Source organism: Enterobacter sp. PL_is511, assembly GCF_055816065.1.
Genome location: NZ_JBVPGP010000023.1, coordinates 466064 through 485353 on the forward strand (window position 1 = coordinate 466064; position 19290 = coordinate 485353).

The 19290-nt window shown below is 56.1% G+C and carries 14 protein-coding genes; 10 read left to right on the forward strand and 4 right to left on the reverse strand.

The window, feature by feature from the left end:
* The first annotated feature begins 14 nt into the window (after positions 1-14).
* Together gudD and AC0TN7_RS14520 are read left to right on the forward strand one after the other, a co-directional pair.
* Positions 15-1352 carry a glucarate dehydratase gene (gene gudD, locus AC0TN7_RS14515; protein ID WP_463727278.1) on the forward strand — a complete coding sequence of 446 codons (1338 nt, stop codon included), beginning with the start codon at positions 15-17 and terminating at the stop codon, positions 1350-1352.
* Between the two features lie 77 nt (positions 1353-1429).
* Positions 1430-2569 (forward strand): glycerate kinase, encoded by a 1140-nt coding sequence (locus tag AC0TN7_RS14520; protein WP_290093878.1) that lies wholly within the window; start codon positions 1430-1432, stop codon positions 2567-2569.
* Between the two features lie 103 nt (positions 2570-2672).
* Here AC0TN7_RS14520 and barA read toward each other — a convergent pair whose 3' ends face one another.
* On the reverse strand, positions 2673-5432 hold the full coding sequence (gene barA / locus AC0TN7_RS14525) for a two-component sensor histidine kinase BarA (protein ID WP_024909270.1): 2760 nt from the start codon (positions 5430-5432) through the stop codon (positions 2673-2675).
* 57 nt (positions 5433-5489) lie between these two features.
* Here barA and rlmD point away from each other — a divergent pair, with 57 nt between their 5' ends.
* From rlmD to eno, 5 genes are all read left to right on the forward strand, one after another.
* The gene (gene rlmD / locus AC0TN7_RS14530) at positions 5490-6788 is read left to right on the forward strand and encodes a 23S rRNA (uracil(1939)-C(5))-methyltransferase RlmD (RefSeq protein ID WP_463727277.1); all 1299 of its coding nucleotides are present in this window, start codon (positions 5490-5492) and stop codon (positions 6786-6788) included.
* A gap of 51 nt (positions 6789-6839) precedes the next feature.
* Positions 6840-9071, forward strand: coding sequence for a GTP diphosphokinase (gene relA / locus AC0TN7_RS14535; RefSeq protein ID WP_008499628.1), 2232 nt, complete (start codon positions 6840-6842; stop codon positions 9069-9071).
* Positions 9072-9137: 66 nt separating this feature from the next.
* The gene (gene mazG / locus AC0TN7_RS14540; protein ID WP_473702229.1) at positions 9138-9929 is read left to right on the forward strand and encodes a nucleoside triphosphate pyrophosphohydrolase; all 792 of its coding nucleotides are present in this window, start codon (positions 9138-9140) and stop codon (positions 9927-9929) included.
* A 223-nt stretch (positions 9930-10152) separates the two neighbouring features.
* Positions 10153-11790, forward strand: a complete 1638-nt coding sequence (gene pyrG, locus AC0TN7_RS14545; RefSeq protein WP_032648095.1) for a glutamine hydrolyzing CTP synthase — start codon at positions 10153-10155, stop codon at positions 11788-11790.
* An 82-nt stretch (positions 11791-11872) separates the two neighbouring features.
* Positions 11873-13171 carry a phosphopyruvate hydratase gene (gene eno / locus AC0TN7_RS14550; protein WP_024909267.1) on the forward strand — a complete coding sequence of 433 codons (1299 nt, stop codon included), beginning with the start codon at positions 11873-11875 and terminating at the stop codon, positions 13169-13171.
* Between the two features lie 53 nt (positions 13172-13224).
* Here eno and AC0TN7_RS14555 read toward each other — a convergent pair whose 3' ends face one another.
* Entirely contained in the window at positions 13225-14334 is a 1110-nt protein-coding gene (locus AC0TN7_RS14555) for an SDR family oxidoreductase (RefSeq protein WP_024909266.1), read from the reverse strand.
* Between the two features lie 358 nt (positions 14335-14692).
* Positions 14693-15517, reverse strand: coding sequence for a MurR/RpiR family transcriptional regulator (locus AC0TN7_RS14560; RefSeq protein ID WP_024909265.1), 825 nt, complete (start codon positions 15515-15517; stop codon positions 14693-14695).
* A gap of 165 nt (positions 15518-15682) precedes the next feature.
* Here AC0TN7_RS14560 and AC0TN7_RS14565 point away from each other — a divergent pair, with 165 nt between their 5' ends.
* The 3 genes from AC0TN7_RS14565 to queE are packed head-to-tail and all read left to right on the forward strand — an operon-like array spanning position 15683 to position 18675.
* Entirely contained in the window at positions 15683-17242 is a 1560-nt protein-coding gene (locus AC0TN7_RS14565; protein ID WP_024909264.1) for a maltose/glucose-specific PTS transporter subunit IIC, read from the forward strand.
* Positions 17242-17949: an N-acetylmannosamine-6-phosphate 2-epimerase gene (locus AC0TN7_RS14570; protein WP_048990148.1), complete on the forward strand. Its 708-nt coding sequence runs from the start codon at positions 17242-17244 to the stop codon at positions 17947-17949. Before AC0TN7_RS14565 ends, AC0TN7_RS14570 begins: the two co-directional genes overlap by 1 nt.
* A gap of 54 nt (positions 17950-18003) precedes the next feature.
* Positions 18004-18675 (forward strand): 7-carboxy-7-deazaguanine synthase QueE, encoded by a 672-nt coding sequence (gene queE, locus AC0TN7_RS14575; protein WP_023333236.1) that lies wholly within the window; start codon positions 18004-18006, stop codon positions 18673-18675.
* Positions 18676-18761: 86 nt separating this feature from the next.
* On the opposite strand, the gene queD is transcribed toward queE, so the two are convergent.
* Positions 18762-19124 (reverse strand): 6-carboxytetrahydropterin synthase QueD, encoded by a 363-nt coding sequence (queD, locus tag AC0TN7_RS14580; protein ID WP_014885039.1) that lies wholly within the window; start codon positions 19122-19124, stop codon positions 18762-18764.
* Positions 19125-19290 lie beyond the last annotated feature (166 nt).

Below are 19290 nucleotides of genomic sequence, written 5' to 3' on the forward strand. Positions count from 1 at the left end.
AAAAGGATTGAACGATGAGTACTTTTTCTACCCCTGTAATTACCGCCATGCAGATCGTTCCGGTTGCGGGCCATGACAGCATGTTGATGAACCTGAGCGGCGCGCATGCGCCATTCTTTACCCGCAACATTGTCATTATCAAAGACAATTCCGGCCATACGGGCGTGGGCGAAATTCCGGGCGGGGAGAAGATCCGCCAGACGCTGGAAGATGCCATTCCGCTGGTGGTGGGCAAAACGCTGGGTGAGTACAAAAATGTCCTCAACACTGTGCGCAACACCTTTGCCGATCGCGATGCCGGTGGGCGTGGCCTGCAGACCTTCGATCTGCGCACCACCATTCACGTGGTGACCGGGATTGAATCCGCCCTGTTGGATCTGCTGGGTCAGCATCTGGGCGTCAACGTTGCGTCGCTGCTGGGCGAGGGTCAGCAGCGCAGCGAAGTGGAAATGCTGGGCTATCTGTTCTTTGTTGGCGACCGCAAGCTGACGCCTTTGCCGTACCAGGGCCAGCCGGACGAACAATGCGACTGGTACCGGCTCCGCCACGACGAGGCGATGACTCCGGATGCGGTGGTGCGCCTGGCGGAAGCCGCTTATGAAAAATATGGCTTCAATGATTTCAAACTGAAGGGCGGCGTGCTGGCTGGTGAGGAAGAGGCGGAAGCCGTGACCGCGCTGGCAAAACGCTTCCCGCAGGCGCGCGTGACGCTGGATCCGAACGGCGCATGGTCGCTTAATGAGGCCATTGCGATCGGTAAACAGCTGAAAGGTGTGCTGGCGTATGCGGAAGATCCGTGTGGGGCAGAGCAAGGCTTCTCAGGACGTGAAGTGATGGCGGAATTCCGTCGCGCTACGGGACTGCCGACCGCGACCAATATGATTGCGACCGACTGGCGTCAGATGGGACACACCCTGTCATTGCAGTCTGTTGATATTCCGCTGGCGGACCCGCACTTCTGGACGATGCAGGGGTCGGTGCGCGTGGCGCAGATGTGCCATGAGTTTGGCCTGACCTGGGGCTCGCACTCTAACAACCACTTCGATATCTCTCTGGCGATGTTCACTCACGTCGCCGCCGCCGCGCCGGGGACGATTACCGCTATCGACACCCACTGGATCTGGCAGGAAGGTAACCAGCGTCTGACTAAGCAGCCGTTTGAGATCAAAGGTGGCATGGTGCAGGTGCCTTCCACCCCGGGGCTGGGGGTTGAGCTGGATATGGATCAGGTCATGAAGGCCCATGAGCTGTATCAGAAACACGGTCTGGGCGCGCGCGACGACGCGATGGCGATGCAGTATCTGATCCCGGACTGGACATTCGACAATAAACGCCCGTGCATGGTACGATAAACGCATTGGGACCGCTCCCATGAGCGGTCTTTTACGTGGTGTATGCTTAACGTAACGACTATGCGTAAGGATGGCTTATGAAAATTGTTATCGCACCGGACTCGTATAAGGAAAGTTTGAGTGCGCTTGAGGTTGCGACAGCGATAGAACGTGGTTTTCGCGAGATCTTTCCCGAGGCGGTTTACGTCAAACTGCCGGTCGCGGACGGTGGCGAAGGGACGGTTGAGGCGATGATCGCGGCAACGCAGGGACGCATTGTACATGTTCCGGTAACCGGCCCGCTGGGTGAGCGCGTGGAAGGGTTTTATGGCTTATCCGGTGACGAGCAGAGTGCCTTTATTGAAATGGCGGCGGCAAGCGGCCTGGAGCTGGTTGTGCCTTCGCAGCGTAATCCGCTGAAAACCACCTCCTGGGGCACGGGCGAACTGATTCGTCACGCGCTGGATGCGGGCGTTAAGCATATCATCATTGGCATTGGCGGCAGCGCCACCAATGACGGCGGCGCAGGGATGGTGCAGGCGTTGGGCGCTAGATTGCTCGACGCCAGCGAACAGCCTCTTGGGCAGGGCGGGGGCGAGCTGGGAAAACTCGCGCGTATCGACCTGAGCGGGCTGGACAGACGTCTGGCGGAGTGCCGGATAGAGGTGGCCTGTGATGTGACGAATCCGCTTACCGGAAAGGATGGCGCGTCAGCCGTATTTGGCCCGCAAAAGGGGGCCACTCCCGAGATGATCGTTACCCTGGACAACGCGCTGGCGCACTATGCGAGCGTGATTGCCCGGGATCTGGATATCGACGTGCTTAACCTTGCTGGCGGCGGCGCGGCGGGTGGCATGGGGGCCGCGCTGTACGCCTTTTGCGGCGCGCAGCTGCGCCAGGGCATTGAGATCGTGACCGATGCGCTACACCTGGCCGACCAGGTGGCCGATGCGGATCTGGTGATCACGGGAGAAGGTCGCATCGACAGCCAGACGATCCACGGCAAAGTCCCGGTGGGCGTGGCAAAAGTGGCGAAACGCTTTAACAAACCCGTCATCGGCATTGCAGGCAGCCTGACGGCGGACGTTGGTGTGGTTCACGATCACGGCATTGATGCGGTGTTTAGCGTGATCTACACCATCTGCTCGCTGGAAGATGCGCTGGAAAATGCCGGTGAGAACGTCAGGATGGCCGCAAGGAATATCGCGGCGGTACTGAAAGTGGGGCAGGGGATGTAGTTCTCCCTCTCCCCGTGGGAGAGGGGCGGGGTGAGGGCATCAGGCCGCACCCGCACCCGCAATCGTAGGTCCGGTAAGGCGAAGCTGCCACCGGGCTTCTACCTCAGCTCCCCAACACCTTCATCGCTTCCCGCGTCACGTTATCCATTTCATCCAGCAGCTCCAGAAACTCCGGTTCAAGCTCCGATTCCGGCGTGCCCGCACGCAGCTGCTGCTCCAGCAGTTGGCAGAGGTTTTTCAGCCGCGGTACGCCGCTGTACCCGCAGCTACCGTGCAGCTTGTGGATTGCTTCCAGCAGATCTTCCGGGTTTTCACCCACCAGCTGCTCTTCCACCTTATTGCGAATTTCCGGCAGGAACGCGACCAGCATTTGCAGCATCTCGCGGGCCAAATCGGGTTTACCTGCCGCCTGGCGCAGAGCAAGCTGCCAGTCAAGGGTCGCGTTCTGGTTGACGGTTATTTCAACCGGCTCGCTGGATACCGTGTACGTCCCGCCAATATGACCCGGCTTATAGCGTAACAGCAGGTTATGAAGTTTCTCTTCATCGATTGGCTTCGCCAGATAGTCATTCATTCCGGCGCTCAGCAGCTTCTCTTTTTGACCGGCCATCGCGTGCGCGGTGACTGCAATCACCGGCGTTTGTTGCTGATGCGGCAGCTGGTGGATCAGCTCGCAGGCCCGAATGCCATCCATGCCCGGCATCTGAATATCCATCAGGATTAAATCGAACTGCATCTGCTTAGCCTGTTCAACCGCCTGCGCGCCGCTGGTGCACAGCTCAACGTGCTGAACCTGGTCTTCAAGCAATGCGCCAATGAGCTTCAGGTTGGCCGGATTATCATCCACCGCCATCACGCTCATCGGCAATTTTTGCTCATCGTCAATCATCGGGAGGGCATGCTGGCTGAGACGGCAATATTCCGTGAGCGCAGGCAGCAGGCGGGTCGCGGTGAGCGGTTTAAGCAAGCAGGCGGCTGCCCCGTCATTTTTCAACTCTTCTGCATTGAGCTGCGCGTGGCAAGGCAGCGCCAGCAGCAGGTAGTCGGTCATCGACGCGGCTTTCGCCAGCCGCTCCTGCTGCATGGTCAGCTCGCCGGTGAAGGTGACCGGGATCCCCATCAGCAGGATGTCGTAATGCTCAACGGCCAGGGCGGAGAAGGTTGGGCTGTAGACCACCTCCAGCGGCGTGGTGCTTAAAATGTCGAGCGCGCACTGCGCTGCCGCCGCGTTAGGTTCGACGTAGGCCAGACGCTTGCCTTTCAGGCAGTCCGTCACCGGGCCATCGGTCAATACGTTTGGATTGAGGTCCAGATTAATGTGGAACCAGAAGGTTGAACCGCGGTTCGGCTGGCTGTGGAAAGAGATATCGCCGCCCATCTCGTTCACCAGGCGTTGCGTGATCACCAGCCCCAGACCGGTGCCGCCATGACGGCGGGAGATACTGGCATCCGCCTGACGGAACGCCTGGAACAGACGCGACTGATCCCGCTCCGGAATCCCGATGCCGGTATCGCGGATCTGGACTTCAATCTGCACCTTATTGCTGCTGATCGAGCGTTTTTCTACCAGAATGTCGATGTTACCGCTTTCGGTGAATTTAATGGCATTCCCGACAAGGTTGGTAATGACCTGCTGCAGGCGCAGCGGATCGCCAATAACGTTATCCGGCACGTCGTTTTTAATGTTGAGCGTCAGCTCAAGGCCTTTGTCGTGCGACGAGTGTGCGAGCAGCGTCACCACCTCATCGAGCGTACTGCGAAGCGGGAAGGGAATGCTTTCCAGGATCAGCTTGCCCGCCTCCAGCTTGGAGAAGTCCAGCACGTCGTTGATGATCGCCAGCAGGTTGTTGGCCGAGCGCTCAATGGTGTGCAGGTGATCGCGCTGAGTCGGGTTGAGCTCGCTTTTCAGGGTCAGGCGGGTGAAGCCGATCACGCCATTGAGCGGCGTACGCAGCTCGTGCGACATATTGGCCAGGAATTCCGACTTAATACGTGCCGCTTCCTGAGCGCGCTTTTTCGCCAGATCCAGCTCAACGTTCTGAATCTCCATCTGCTCCAGCGTTTCGCGCAGGTCGGACGTCGCCTGGTCAACGTTGTGCTGCATCTCTTCGTGGTACGCCGCCAGCGACATCGCCATCGAGTTGATGCCGTTTTTCAGCATATCCAGCTCGCCCAGCATAAACCCTTCCACACGGCTGTCGAGCTGTCCCCGGCGAATGCGGTCAACCGTGTTAACCATGTTGCGGATGGGACCCGTCACGTCGCGCATCAGGCGCCAGCCGAAGATCAGCGCAATGCCGATGCAGAACAGCATCATCACGCCGGAGATGAAAATCTCTTTGTACTGCTGTAGCCGGACCGACTTGAGATCCAGCTCCAGCGCCACATATCCCAGCATATTATTGCTGGATTTGGCGTCGGACTGCGCAGACTCATCGGGGGAATAGCTCTCCGACACGATCGGCGTGCGCAGGATCATGATATCGCCGCGCCGCAGTACGGTGAGGTGACGCGGGAACGGCGTACCGTCCGGGATCTTCAGGGCTGCCGGATCGAGATGAAAGTTCGAGGTGACAAACAGGCGGTTATGTTCGTCGTAAACGGAAATGGCGCGTACGATGTCCGAGTGGCGGCGGTGGAGTACGCTGATTAACTGCCCAATGGATTCGCGGTTTTGCAGGTTCATGCCGTACTCGCTGGAGACGGCAAGCGGTTCGATAATGCTGGCGCCTGCATCCTCCAGCTGTCGCTGCAAATCGTTATAGCGGTGCACCACAAAGAAGATACTCAGCAGCAAACCGATGAGAACGGTGGGGGCGAGGATCAAAATCATCATGCGCGCGCGCAGGCTGTAGTTGGTCATGGCGTTCCGTTATGGGACAATTAAGATAATTATGTTTATGTGAGAAAAATCTCGGCGATGGCGCAATTCTACTCTGCAAAGCGACGCGTGACGACGCGTCAAATCATCACTGTTGAGGCCACGGACCTCGATCCGTTTGGTCAGGGAGTGGCACGCCACAATGGTAAGGCTCTGTTTATAACAGGTTTACTGCCAGCAGAACGAGCAGAAATTACGCTGACGGAAGATAAACGCCAGTTTGCGCGCGGGCAGGTTAAGCGTCGACTCAACGACAGCCCGGAGCGAGTGGCGCCCCGCTGTCCTCATTTTGGCGTGTGCGGCGGCTGCCAGCAACAGCACGCAAGCACAGAATTACAGCAAAAAAGCAAAAGCCGCGCGCTGGCGCGTCTGCTTAAACATGACGTTAACGAAATTCTTGCCGATGCGCCCTGGGGCTATCGTCGTCGCGCACGCCTGAGCCTCAGCTATCAGCCAAAAACGGAGCGGCTGGAGATGGGGTTTCGCAAGGCCGGCTCCAGCGACATCGTTGACGTGAAGCAGTGCCCCATTTTGGTGCCCCATCTTGAGGCATTGCTTCCGGAAGTGCGCATCTGCCTCTCCGGGCTGGACGGCGTTCGCCATCTCGGGCATATCGAACTGGTCATGGCAAACAATGGCCCGCTGATGGTGCTGCGCCATACCGCGCCGTTGTCGAAAAAAGATCGCGAAAAACTGGAACGCTTTTCGCATTCCCACGACCTGGCGCTTTTCCTTGCACCACAAAGCGAGATACTTGAACAGGTTACCGGTGAGGCGCCCTGGTATGCGTCAAACGGGCTACGCTTAACGTTCAGCCCGCGGGATTTCATTCAGGTCAATGATGGCGTTAACCAGCAGATGGTGGCGAAAGCGCTGGCGTGGCTGGATGTTCAGAAAAGCGACCGGGTGCTCGATCTGTTCTGCGGAATGGGCAACTTCACGCTGCCGCTGGCGCGAGAAGCGGCCAGCGTCGTCGGCGTGGAAGGCGTTGAGGCGCTGGTGGCGAAAGGGCAGGAGAACGCGCGGCAGAACGGCTTGCAAAATGTGACATTCTTTCATCAAAATCTTGAGGAAGATGTCACCCAACAGCCGTGGGCAAAGCAGGGCTTCGATAAAATCCTGCTTGACCCGGCGCGTGCCGGTGCCCCGGGCGTGATGGCACATATTATTAAACTCGCGCCAAAGCGTGTGGTCTATGTTTCCTGTAACCCGGCAACGCTTGCCCGGGACAGTGAGGCATTACTCAGCGCGGGTTACCAGATTCAGCGTCTGGCAATGCTGGACATGTTCCCGCACACTGGGCATCTGGAATCGATGGTGTTGTTCGAGCACATCTAATTTGTTTGGCTTGTCGACTTCGACAGGCCCTGGTCCCTAAAGGAGAGGACAATGGTTGCGGTAAGAAGTGCACATCTCAATAAAGCTGGGGAGTTTGACCCACAAAAATGGATCGCAAGTCTGGGAATTTCCAGCCAGCAGTCGTGTGAACGCTTAACCGAAACCTGGGCCTATTGTCTGCGCACCACGCAGGGGCATCCCGACGCCGATCTTCTCCTGTGGCGCGGCGTGGAGATGGTTGAAATCCTGTCCATGCTGAACATGGATATCGAAACGCTGCAGGCCGCGCTGCTGTTCCCTCTCGCGGATGCGGACGTGGTCAGCGAAGACGTGCTGCGCGACAGCGTCGGGAAATCCGTCGTCGCGCTCATCCACGGCGTGCGCGATATGGCGGCCATCCGCCAGCTCAAAGCCGCGCACACCGATTCCGTCTCCTCGGAACAGGTTGATAACGTTCGCCGGATGCTGCTGGCCATGGTGGATGATTTCCGCTGCGTGGTCATCAAGCTGGCCGAGCGTATTGCCCACCTGCGCGAGGTGAAGGATGCGCCGGAAGACGAGCGCGTGCTCGCCGCCAAAGAGTGTACAAACATCTATGCGCCGCTGGCGAACCGCTTAGGGATTGGTCAGCTGAAATGGGAGCTGGAAGATTACTGCTTCCGCTATCTGCACCCGGCGGAATATAAACGTATTGCCAAACTCCTGCACGAGCGCCGCATCGACCGCGAGCACTATATCGAGGAATTTGTCGGTGGCCTGCGTCAGGCGATGAAAGAAGAGAACGTGCGCGCCGAAGTCTACGGGCGGCCTAAGCATATCTACAGCATCTGGCGCAAAATGCAGAAGAAACACCTCGCCTTTGACGAACTGTTTGACGTGCGCGCCGTGCGTATCGTGGCGGAGCGTCTGCAGGACTGCTACGCCGCGCTGGGGATAGTGCACACTCACTTCCGTCATCTGCCCGATGAGTTCGATGACTATGTCGCCAACCCTAAACCGAACGGCTATCAGTCTATCCATACCGTGGTGCTTGGCCCTGGCGGCAAAACGGTCGAGATTCAGATCCGCACCAAACAGATGCACGAGGACGCCGAGCTGGGCGTCGCCGCGCACTGGAAATACAAAGAAGGCACGTCCGGCGGGGCGCGTTCAGGACATGAAGACCGTATTGCCTGGCTGCGCAAGCTGATTGCGTGGCAGGAAGAGATGGCCGACTCCGGCGAGATGCTCGACGAAGTGCGCAGCCAGGTCTTTGATGACCGGGTCTATGTCTTTACCCCGAAAGGGGACGTTGTCGACCTGCCTGCGGGCTCTACGCCGCTCGATTTTGCCTACCACATCCACAGCGATGTGGGGCACCGCTGCATCGGGGCGAAAATCGGCGGACGAATCGTACCGTTCACCTATCAGCTGCAGATGGGTGACCAGATTGAAATCATTACCCAGAAGCAGCCCAACCCGAGCCGGGACTGGCTTAACCCGAACCTGGGATATGTCACCACCAGCCGCGGACGCTCGAAAATTCACGCCTGGTTCCGTAAACAGGATCGTGACAAGAACATCCTTGCTGGTCGTCAGATCCTCGACGACGAGCTGGAGCATATCGGGATAAGCCTGAAAGAGGCGGAGAAATTCCTGCTGCCGCGCTACAACTTCAACGAGCTTGATGAGCTGTTAGCGGCGATCGGCGGCGGTGATATTCGTCTGAATCAGATGGTGAACTTCCTGCAGGCGCAGTTCAATAAGCCAAGCGCGGAAGAGCAAGACGCGGCGGCGCTGAAGCAGCTGCAGCAGAAAACCTACGCGCCGCAGCAGCGCAGCAAGGACAACGGCCGTGTGGTGGTCGAAGGTGTCGGTAACCTGATGCACCACATTGCCCGCTGCTGCCAGCCGATCCCGGGCGACGATATCGTCGGCTTTATCACTCAGGGGCGCGGAATTTCGATTCACCGTTCCGACTGCGACCAGCTTGCCGAGCTTCAGTCGCATGCGCCGGAGCGCATCGTGGAAGCGGTCTGGGGGGAAAGCTATTCCGCCGGCTACTCGCTGGTGGTGCGCGTTACCGCCAACGACCGCAGCGGCCTGCTGCGCGACATCACGACTATTCTCGCCAACGAGAAGGTCAACGTGCTGGGCGTCGCCAGCCGCAGCGATACCCGCGAGCAGCTTGCCACCATCGATATGACCATCGAAATCTACAACCTGCAGGTGCTGGGCCGCGTGCTCGGCAAGCTGAACCAGGTGCCGGATGTGATTGACGCGCGTCGTCTGCACGGCGGCTAAACATCCTCTTACGTAGGCCGGGTAAGGCAACGCCGCCACCCGGCATTTTTTCATCAGGACAGTACTATGACTCAAATCGACCGCCTGCTCGGCATCATGAAACGCCTGCGCGACCCGGAAAACGGCTGCCCGTGGGACAAAGAGCAGACTTTCGCCACCATCGCCCCGTACACCCTTGAAGAGACCTACGAGGTGCTGGACGCCATTTCCCGTGAAGATTTTGACGACCTGCGCGGCGAGCTGGGCGATCTGCTGTTCCAGGTGGTGTTCTACGCGCAGATGGCGCAGGAAGAAGGACGCTTTAACTTTGACGATATCTGCGCTGCCATCAGCGACAAGCTTGAGCGCCGTCATCCCCATATTTTTGGCGATGCCACCGCAGGGAACAGCGCCGAGGTGCTGGCCCGCTGGGAGCAGATCAAAAGCGCCGAGCGGGCGGAAAAATCCCAGCACTCCGCGCTGGATGATATTCCGCTGAGCCTGCCCGCGCTGATGCGCGCACATAAAATCCAGAAACGTTGCTCCGCCGTCGGTTTTGACTGGACCTCCCTCGGCCCGGTGCTGGATAAAGTGCACGAAGAGATTGATGAAGTCATGCACGAAGCGCAGCAGGCGGTGGTGGATGAAGCAAAGCTTGAGGAAGAGATGGGCGACCTGCTGTTTGCGACCGTCAACCTTTCTCGCCACCTGGGTGTAAAAGCGGAAACCGCCCTGCAAAAAGCCAACCTGAAATTCGAACGACGCTTTCGCGAAGTTGAGCGGATTGTCGCTTCGCGAGGCCTGGAAATGAGCGGTATTGACCTCGAAGCAATGGAAGTAGTCTGGCAAGAAGTAAAGCGCCAGGAATATGATCTCTAACGGAATTTTGCGATCAAGCGCAATTTGTGTGATTTTTTAAATGACAAGCGCTTGATTTGCGTCAAAAACATTTACCCAAAAGGGGCTATTTTCTCACTCCTTATGTTTGTCATGGCCTGGAATGGAGACGGAGAATGAAAGTTTGTGGCGCTCGCCGTGTTCGGGTATACTACTTTCCCGTCCTGGTTATTCCATCGTTTCACCCTAACTTCTCAGGTTCAGCATGACAACGAACTATATTTTTGTGACCGGCGGGGTCGTATCCTCTCTGGGTAAAGGCATTGCCGCAGCCTCCCTCGCAGCCATTCTTGAAGCCCGTGGCCTCAATGTGACCATGATGAAACTGGATCCGTACATCAACGTCGATCCGGGCACCATGAGCCCAATCCAACACGGGGAAGTGTTCGTTACTGAAGACGGCGCTGAAACCGATCTGGATCTTGGCCACTACGAGCGTTTCATCCGCACCAAAATGACCCGTCGTAACAACTTCACGACTGGCCGCATCTACTCCGACGTTCTGCGTAAAGAGCGTCGTGGTGATTATCTGGGTGCCACCGTTCAGGTTATTCCGCACATCACTAACGCCATCAAAGAACGCATTGTTGCGGGTGGCGAAGGCCACGACGTGGTGCTGGTTGAAATCGGCGGTACCGTGGGTGATATCGAATCTCTGCCATTCCTGGAAGCGATTCGTCAGCTGGCGGTAGATATTGGCCGTGAACACGCGCTGTTCATGCACCTGACCCTGGTGCCGTACATGGCCGCTGCAGGTGAAGTGAAAACCAAACCGACTCAGCACTCTGTTAAAGAGCTGCTCTCCATTGGTATTCAGCCAGACATCCTGGTTTGCCGCTCCGATCGCGCGGTGCCGGCGAACGAACGTGCGAAAATTGCATTGTTCTGTAACGTGCCTGAAAAAGCCGTTATTTCAATGAAAGATGTCGATTCCATTTATAAAATCCCGGGCCTGTTGAAATCGCAGGGCCTGGACGATTATATTTGTAAACGATTCAGCTTGAACTGTCCGGAAGCTAACCTGTCTGAATGGGAACAGGTTATTTATGAAGAAGCCAATCCGGCAGGCGAAGTGACTATCGGTATGGTCGGCAAGTACATTGAACTGCCGGATGCCTATAAGTCAGTGATCGAAGCGCTGAAACACGGTGGTCTGAAGAACCGTGTCTCTGTGAACATCAAGCTGATTGATTCGCAGGATGTTGAAACGCGTGGCGTTGAAATCCTGAAAGATCTGGATGCTATCCTTATCCCTGGCGGCTTCGGCTACCGTGGTGTAGAAGGCAAGATCGCCACCGCGCGCTATGCGCGTGAAAACAATATTCCATACCTCGGCATCTGCCTGGGTATGCAGGTTGCGCTGATCGAATTTGCGCGCAACGTAGCGGGAATGGAAAACGCGAACTCTACGGAATTTGTGCCAGACTGTAAGTACCCTGTTGTGGCGCTTATCACCGAATGGCGTGACGAAGAAGGTAACGTCGAAGTCCGTACCGAGAAGAGCGATCTGGGTGGCACCATGCGTCTTGGCGCACAGGCCTGCCAGCTGACTGACGATAGCGTGGTTCGCAAGCTGTATGGCGAGCCGGTCATTACCGAGCGCCATCGTCACCGCTATGAAGTCAACAACATGTTGTTGAAACCTATTGAAGCCGCGGGCCTGCGTGTTGCGGGACGCTCCGGGGATGATCAGTTAGTCGAGATCATTGAAGTGCCAAACCATCCGTGGTTTGTCGCCTGCCAGTTCCACCCGGAATTTACTTCAACGCCACGTGACGGGCATCCGCTGTTTGCAGGCTTTGTGAAGGCCGCCAGCGACTACCAGAAGCGTCAGGCGAAGTAAAAAAAGTTAGAACGGCAACGCGTACCTTTGGTACGCGTTGTTTGTCTGGAGTTTTAGTTTAACTTGTACTGAGGAAAATCTAATGTCCAAAATCGTTAAAGTCATCGGTCGTGAAATCATCGACTCCCGTGGTAACCCGACCGTTGAAGCCGAAGTTCACCTGGAAGGTGGTTTCGTTGGTATGGCTGCTGCTCCATCAGGTGCTTCTACCGGTTCCCGCGAAGCGCTGGAACTGCGCGATGGCGACAAATCTCGCTTCCTGGGTAAAGGCGTACTGAAAGCGGTTGGCGCTGTAAACGGTCCTATTGCTCAGGCAATCATTGGCAAAGACGCCAAAGACCAGGCTGGCATCGACAAGATCATGATCGATCTGGACGGTACTGAAAACAAATCTAACTTCGGTGCGAACGCAATCCTGGCAGTTTCCCTGGCGAACGCCAAAGCGGCTGCGGCTGCTAAAGGTATGCCACTGTTTGAGCACATCGCTGAACTGAACGGCACCCCAGGCAAATACTCCATGCCTGTACCAATGATGAACATCATCAACGGTGGTGAGCACGCAGACAACAACGTTGATATTCAGGAATTCATGATTCAGCCAGTTGGCGCGAAATCCCTGAAAGAAGCGGTACGTATGGGTTCTGAAGTGTTCCACAACCTGGCTAAAGTTCTGAAAGCTAAAGGTATGAACACGGCTGTTGGTGACGAAGGTGGCTATGCGCCAAACCTGGGTTCTAACGCAGAAGCACTGGCTGTTATCGCAGAAGCAGTAAAAGCTGCAGGCTACGAGCTGGGCAAAGACATCACCCTGGCGATGGACTGCGCAGCATCTGAATTCTACAAAGACGGTAAATACGTTCTGGCTGGCGAAGGCAACAAAGCGTTCACCTCCGAAGAGTTCACTCACTTCCTGGAAGACCTGACCAAACAGTACCCAATCGTGTCTATCGAAGACGGTCTGGACGAGTCTGACTGGGCTGGCTTCGCATACCAGACTAAAGTACTGGGCGACAAAATCCAGCTGGTTGGTGACGACCTGTTCGTAACCAACACCAAGATCCTGAAAGAAGGCATCGAGAAAGGCATCGTTAACTCCATCCTGATCAAATTCAACCAGATCGGTTCTCTGACCGAAACTCTGGCTGCGATCAAAATGGCGAAAGACGCTGGCTACACCGCTGTTATCTCTCACCGTTCTGGCGAAACTGAAGACGCTACCATTGCCGACCTGGCTGTGGGTACCGCTGCAGGCCAGATCAAAACTGGTTCTATGAGCCGTTCTGACCGTGTTGCTAAATACAACCAGCTGATTCGTATCGAAGAAGCGCTGGGCGAAAAAGCACCATACAACGGTCGTAAAGAGATCAAAGGCCAGGCATAATCGCCTAAGCCTTAAAACGAAAATGCCAGTCGAATGACTGGCATTTTTTTTGGCTATTTAAAATCAACCGCCATTTGCTCCGGAATGGTCAGCCCCTGAGTGGTTTGCACGCAGCGGGCGATATAATCCGTAAACCGGGGTGGCTTCGGCATCCCCATGCTCAGCAGCTTATCGTTGCTGAAGCGCACGTTAAGCGTGGCAAACGCACCGTATAACCGCATGGCTTTCAGCATCAGACGTTCGTTGCACGGCCCAAAAATATGTTTCAGCTCGCGACGCATTCTGACCAGCGTTTCGTAGCTGACCTGCGCATACTTATCACCGACGGGGGCTTTCTCCAGCGCCTGCGCCATTGCCTGATCGATATCCGCAAAGCGAACGCTGTTCTCTTCTCCCGCAGAAATGTGTACCACTTCTCCCGGACGCGCGTTGCTGTTGAGCAGCATTAACATCGCGTCGGCGCAATAATCCACCGGAACAACGTCGATCCGGTCTTCCATTGAGCACATAAATTTTTGCAGCATCAGGCCCATGCTAAAGACCCAGAAAATGCTGCTCGACGGTGTGCAGCCGTGACGGGTATGGCCGACGACGATGGACGGACGGGCGATGAGCAGCGGCAGGTTCGGACACTCCTGGCGCATCAGCTGTTCGATGGTTGACTTCGAAAACGTGTATTCCACCAGGTGTTCAGCATTCTCTCTGAATTCGGCGCTTTCGGCGACCAGGGAATCCTGCTCCGGCGTGCATGACATCGCGGTGCCGACGTGGAGGAAACGCTGCAGTCCTGTGACCTGCTCCATACGGCGCGCCAGCGCGAGCGTACCTTCAACGTTGACCTTCCAGATCAGCGGGTTGTTACCAAATGAGGCGACGGCCGCACAGTTCACGACATGCGTGACCCGATCCAGACGGGGATCGCTGAGAAAGGCTTCAGGCTGGCTGAGGTCGCCAATCAGGATATTATCCACCGTCAGGGAGGCCAGTTTGTCCTCAGGAACGTTGAACTTGCGCATATTCTCCAGCACGCGCTCCAGCCCGCTCTGCGGATCGCCGGCACGCGCGAGCAAAAGGAGTTCTACGGATTGATCGTTGGTCAGGATTTTTTCAAGAACTGCACCGCCCAGAAATCCGGTCACGCCTGTAATCAATAACATCTTCATTAATACCGTCTCATTATGATTGATGAGGCGGATTGTAGGCGCGCAAAAGTAAACGGCATTTAAATAATAAATCGCCGAAACCGACAGCATCTTAAGCTTATTTTAAGGAAAGGAAATCGGGCGGATATTTTGGACATTAGCGGAAGGGTAAAAATTCACTCTATTAAAATTTAAATTTTAACTTATTGAATTTAATGTTTTTTATAGAGGCGTTCCCGAACGGTAAACTTAATTCAAAATGTAATAAATATAATAATTTGTTACACCAAACATTTATCAAATAAATGATTTAAACGCCACTTAACTAAAATCAGACGGCATAAATTGCAGGCTATTTTATTTAGCCTGCGAAGGATTTTTAGAGTAACAGAGGAAGCGTAGCGCTGGCTGTTTGTTGGCTAACGTCGCCGTAATGACCATCCAGCGCAATCATGGACGTGGTCAGCAGCTCGACCAGCAGCATCACCCCAACCTTAGCATTGAGTGCGCCTGCGCTAAGGGGGCCCTCTGGTTTGGCAGCCACCAGCAGCATGTCGCTCAGGGACGCCAGCGGGCTGCGGGGCGTATTGCTGAGTGCCAGAACTTTAACGCCGCGCTTGCGGGCAAGCTTCACCACGTGGAGTAAATCCCGCGTTGAACCCGAACTGGAGATGGCCACAACCAGCGTCTCTTTCGAAAGCGTTGTCGCATTCATGGCCGCGCGGTGCATATCGCTAAACAGCTGTGCGGGTTTGCCCAGACGCAACAGCTTGTAGTGCAGATACTCCCCAAGGATCGCGCTGGCCGCGACGCCATAAATTTGCACGGATTGTGCCTGGTGCAGCGCCAGCGCCGCCTTTTCAAGCAGCGTGCGGTCGAGGAGTCTGGCGGTATCCTGCAAAGCCTGCACCGACTCATCCACGACGTTATCAATCTCATCTCCCGCCTGACGCGCGGGCTGGCCCTGCTGAATATCCAGCGCAAGCGCCATTTTAAATTCGTTATAGCCTTTGCAGCCCAGCGTACGGCAAAGACGCGTGACGCTGGCCTCGCTGGTGTGGCTCTCGCGCGCCAGCTCGGTGATCGTCAGGTAGAGCACCCGGGCAGGATCGCTGAGGACAAATTCACCGAGTTTTTGTTGTGTTGGGCTGTACCCGGAAGCCTCCTGGCGTAGCTTCAGCAGCAGGTTTTCATGGTCTGACATGCTCGATCCTTAATGCGTTTCTCTGCGACTAGTGTGGCGGAAAGCGGGGGAAAGATGCCAGTCATTTTGAAAAAGTATGATCGTCGTCCTGGTTTTTGATGGTAATTTTCACTATTGAATATTTGTATGGTAAAAATTTTCATCGTTTAATGGGGGGATGAAAAAATGATGCAAATATTCAGTGGGGCTTCTTCAGGGGGATGGTTTGAAAAAGCGCAGCGCTTTGGCAAATCCTTTATGTTGCCGATTGCCGTGTTGCCTGCGGCGGGTCTGCTGCTGGGGATAGGCGGCGCGTTATCGAATCCCAATACGCTGGCGGCTTATCCGTTTTTAGATGTGGGCTGGCTTCAGGCCATTTTCACCATCATGAGCAGCGCAGGATCCATCGTGTTTGCGAACCTCTCGGTGCTGTTTGCCGTTGGGGTGGCCGTAGGGCTGGCAAAAAGCGATAAGGGTACGGCCGGGCTGGCGGCATTACTCGCGTTTCTGGTGATGAATGCCACCATTAACGCGCTGCTGATCCTCACTGGCAAACTGGCGCACGACAACCCGGGCGCCGTGGGGCAGGGCATGACGCTGGGCATTCAGACGCTGGAAACCGGCGTGTTTGGCGGCGTGGTGATTGGTCTGGTGACCTGCACGCTCCATCATCGGTTTAATAAAATAGCGCTTCCGCAGTTCCTCGGGTTCTTTGGTGGCTCGCGCTTTGTTCCCATCATCAGCTCCCTGGCGGCGATCCTCGTCGGTGCGCTCATGACCGTGGTCTGGCCGCATTTCCAGAAGCTGATTTTTGGTCTGGGCGGGCTGGTGGATGCCACCGGCTATCTGGGCACCCTGCTGTACGGCTTTATTCTCCGCATGCTGGGCCCGTTTGGTTTGCACCACATCTTCTATCTGCCGTTCTGGACCACCGCGCTTGGCGGCAGTGAAATCGTCAACGGTCATCTGGTGGAAGGCACGCAGCGGATCTTCTTCGCCCAACTGGCCGATCCTACCACGCGTCAGTTTTACGAAGGCACGTCACGCTTCATGTCCGGGCGCTTTATTACGATGATGTTTGGCCTGCTCGGCGCGTGCCTGGCGATGTACCACACGGCAAAACCCGAGAACAAAAAGCGCGTTGCCGGACTGCTGCTTTCTGCCGCGTTAACCTCGTTCCTGACCGGGATTACCGAGCCTATCGAATTCTCGTTCCTGTTTATTGCACCGGTGCTTTACGTCATTCATGCGCTGTTTGACGGGCTGGCGTTCATGCTTGCACACATGCTGCATATCACCATCGGGCAAACCTTCTCCGGCGGTTTTATCGACTTCGTGCTGTTCGGCATTTTGCAGGGGGAGGCCAAAACCAACTGGATGTTCGTTCCGCTGGTCGGCGTGCCGTGGTTCTTCCTTTACTACTTCACCTTCCGCTACCTGATTAACCGCTTTGATTTTGCTACGCCGGGTCGGGAAAAGGAGGCGATGGCTGACGAAGTCAGTCTGCCGCAAAACGAACGCGCTGCTGCGGTGATCGCCGGATTAGGCGGAAAAGACAATCTTGAAGAGGTGGACTGCTGCGCCACGCGTCTTCGCGTCACGGTGAAGGATGGCAGCAAAGTGAATGACGCGGCGCTGAAAGCCACCGGGGCGCGCGGCGTTATCGTGCGCGGTAACGGTGTTCAGGTCATTTATGGCCCGCACGTCACGATTATCAAAAACGAAGTGGAAGAGATCTTATCGTAATGAAAACTGTACTGGATAACCTGAAGGGAAAACTGATCGTCTCCTGTCAGGCGCTGGAGAATGAGCCGCTGCATAGCCCGTTTATTATGTCGCGGATGGCGCTGGCGGCGGCGCAGGGCGGGGCCGCTGCCATTCGTGCCAACAGCGTGGTAGATATCGAGGCCATTAAGCAGCAGGTCTCTTTGCCGGTCATCGGCATCATCAAACGGGATTACCCGGAAAGCGAGGTGTTTATCACCGCCACGATGAAAGAGGTGGATGAGCTCATGAGCGTCTCTCCGGAAATCATTGCGCTTGATGCGACGGCGCGGGAGCGTCCCGGCGGAGAATCCCTGGAAACGCTGGTCTCGCGCATCCGCTCACGCTATCCCGCGGTGATGCTGATGGCGGATATCGCCTCCGTGGACGAAGCCGTGACGGCGCAGGCGTTGGGCTTTGACTGCGTCGGCACCACGCTTTACGGCTACACGGCGGAAACCGAGGGTCATACATTGCCTGACAACGACTGCACGTTCCTGAAAGCGGTGCTGGCGGCCGTGACGGTTCCCGTGGTTGCCGAAGGCAACGTGGATACGCCTGAACGCGCGGCCAGATGCCTGGCGCTGGGCGCGCATACGGTCGTCGTCGGCGGTGCGATCACCCGCCCACAGCAAATCACGGAACGGTTTATGGCGGCGATTGGCGCGCAAAGCACCGATGGAGCATGACCATCCGGCGGGGATCTGCGATACTTATCGTTTATCCCCTTTACTGAGATGACTATGCAGTACCCGATTAACGAGATGTTCCAGACCCTGCAAGGCGAGGGTTACTTTACCGGCGTTCCCGCTATTTTCATTCGTTTACAGGGATGCCCGGTTGGCTGTGCCTGGTGTGATACCAAACATACGTGGGATAAGCTCGCAGATCGGGAAGTGTCGCTGTTTAGCATTCTGGCGAAAACCAAAGAGAGCGATAAGTGGGGCGCGGGCAGTTCCGAAGATCTGCTGGCCATTATTGGTCGTCAGGGCTGGACGGCGCGCCACGTTGTGATCACCGGCGGTGAACCCTGCATCCACGATCTGACTCCGCTGACCGAGCTGCTCGAAAAGAACGGCTACAGCTGCCAGATTGAAACCAGCGGCACCCATGAAGTGCGCTGTTCACACACGACCTGGGTGACGGTATCGCCAAAAGTGAATATGCGCGGCGGGTATGACGTGCTGTCTCAGGCGCTGGAACGCGCGGATGAGATTAAGCACCCGGTAGGGCGCGTGCGTGATATCGAAGCGCTGGATGAACTGCTGGCCACGCTGACGGATGAAAAGCAGCGCGTCATTGCGCTTCAGCCGATCAGCCAGAAAGATGACGCGACGCGCCTGTGCATTGAAACCTGTATTGCGCGCAACTGGCGCCTGTCGATGCAGACGCACAAGTATCTGAATATTGCATAAAAAAAGCCCGGTGGCGCGAGCGCTTACCGGGCCTATGGTTCGATGCTCTCGTCGACCGGGCAAGCGTCAGCGCCACCCGGCAAGCATCACTCTCCGCGATACACGCAGCCTGCCGTGCAGGTCTCTTTGATCATCACCGCGCTCAGCAGCGGTACCAGCGGCTTCATCTGATCCCAAATCCATTTTGCCAGCACTTCACTGGTCGGGTTTTCAAGGCCCGGGATCTCATTCAGGTAGTAGTGATCCAGACGATCGTAGGTCGGCTTAAACGCCGCCTTCAGCTCGGCAAAATCCATGATCCAACCGGTATGCGGATCAACTTCACCGGTGATCTCAAGACGCACCATGAACGAATGCCCGTGCAGACGGCCACATTTATGTCCTTCTGGGACATGCGGAAGGTGGTGGGCGGCTTCGAAGGTGAAATCTTTAAACAGTGTGGTGGACATGATCGCTCTCAGTAATGCGGAAAAAACCGCCGCATAGTACCGGAAAGCACAATTTTTAGCATTAACTAAAACGGCTCTGAGCGGCAACCGCCTCGTATTCAGGGTGTTTATCGCTATTTGTTCTTTTATTTCATAATGTTATTTAATCGGTTTTATCGCTAAGCAT

Bases quoted from the DNA above. Each gene is read 5' to 3' on its own strand.
- gudD (WP_463727278.1), top strand. From the start codon at position 15: ATGAGTACTTTTTCTACCCCTGTAATTACCGCCATGCAGATCGTTCCG.
- AC0TN7_RS14520 (WP_290093878.1), top strand. From the start codon at position 1,430: ATGAAAATTGTTATCGCACCGGACTCGTATAAGGAAAGTTTGAGTGCG.
- barA (WP_024909270.1), bottom strand. From the start codon at position 5,432: ATGACCAACTACAGCCTGCGCGCGCGCATGATGATTTTGATCCTCGCC.
- rlmD (WP_463727277.1), top strand. From the start codon at position 5,490: ATGGCGCAATTCTACTCTGCAAAGCGACGCGTGACGACGCGTCAAATC.
- relA (WP_008499628.1), top strand. From the start codon at position 6,840: ATGGTTGCGGTAAGAAGTGCACATCTCAATAAAGCTGGGGAGTTTGAC.
- mazG (WP_473702229.1), top strand. From the start codon at position 9,138: ATGACTCAAATCGACCGCCTGCTCGGCATCATGAAACGCCTGCGCGAC.
- pyrG (WP_032648095.1), top strand. From the start codon at position 10,153: ATGACAACGAACTATATTTTTGTGACCGGCGGGGTCGTATCCTCTCTG.
- eno (WP_024909267.1), top strand. From the start codon at position 11,873: ATGTCCAAAATCGTTAAAGTCATCGGTCGTGAAATCATCGACTCCCGT.
- AC0TN7_RS14555 (WP_024909266.1), bottom strand. From the start codon at position 14,334: ATGAAGATGTTATTGATTACAGGCGTGACCGGATTTCTGGGCGGTGCA.
- AC0TN7_RS14560 (WP_024909265.1), bottom strand. From the start codon at position 15,517: ATGTCAGACCATGAAAACCTGCTGCTGAAGCTACGCCAGGAGGCTTCC.
- AC0TN7_RS14565 (WP_024909264.1), top strand. From the start codon at position 15,683: ATGATGCAAATATTCAGTGGGGCTTCTTCAGGGGGATGGTTTGAAAAA.
- AC0TN7_RS14570 (WP_048990148.1), top strand. From the start codon at position 17,242: ATGAAAACTGTACTGGATAACCTGAAGGGAAAACTGATCGTCTCCTGT.
- queE (WP_023333236.1), top strand. From the start codon at position 18,004: ATGCAGTACCCGATTAACGAGATGTTCCAGACCCTGCAAGGCGAGGGT.
- queD (WP_014885039.1), bottom strand. From the start codon at position 19,124: ATGTCCACCACACTGTTTAAAGATTTCACCTTCGAAGCCGCCCACCAC.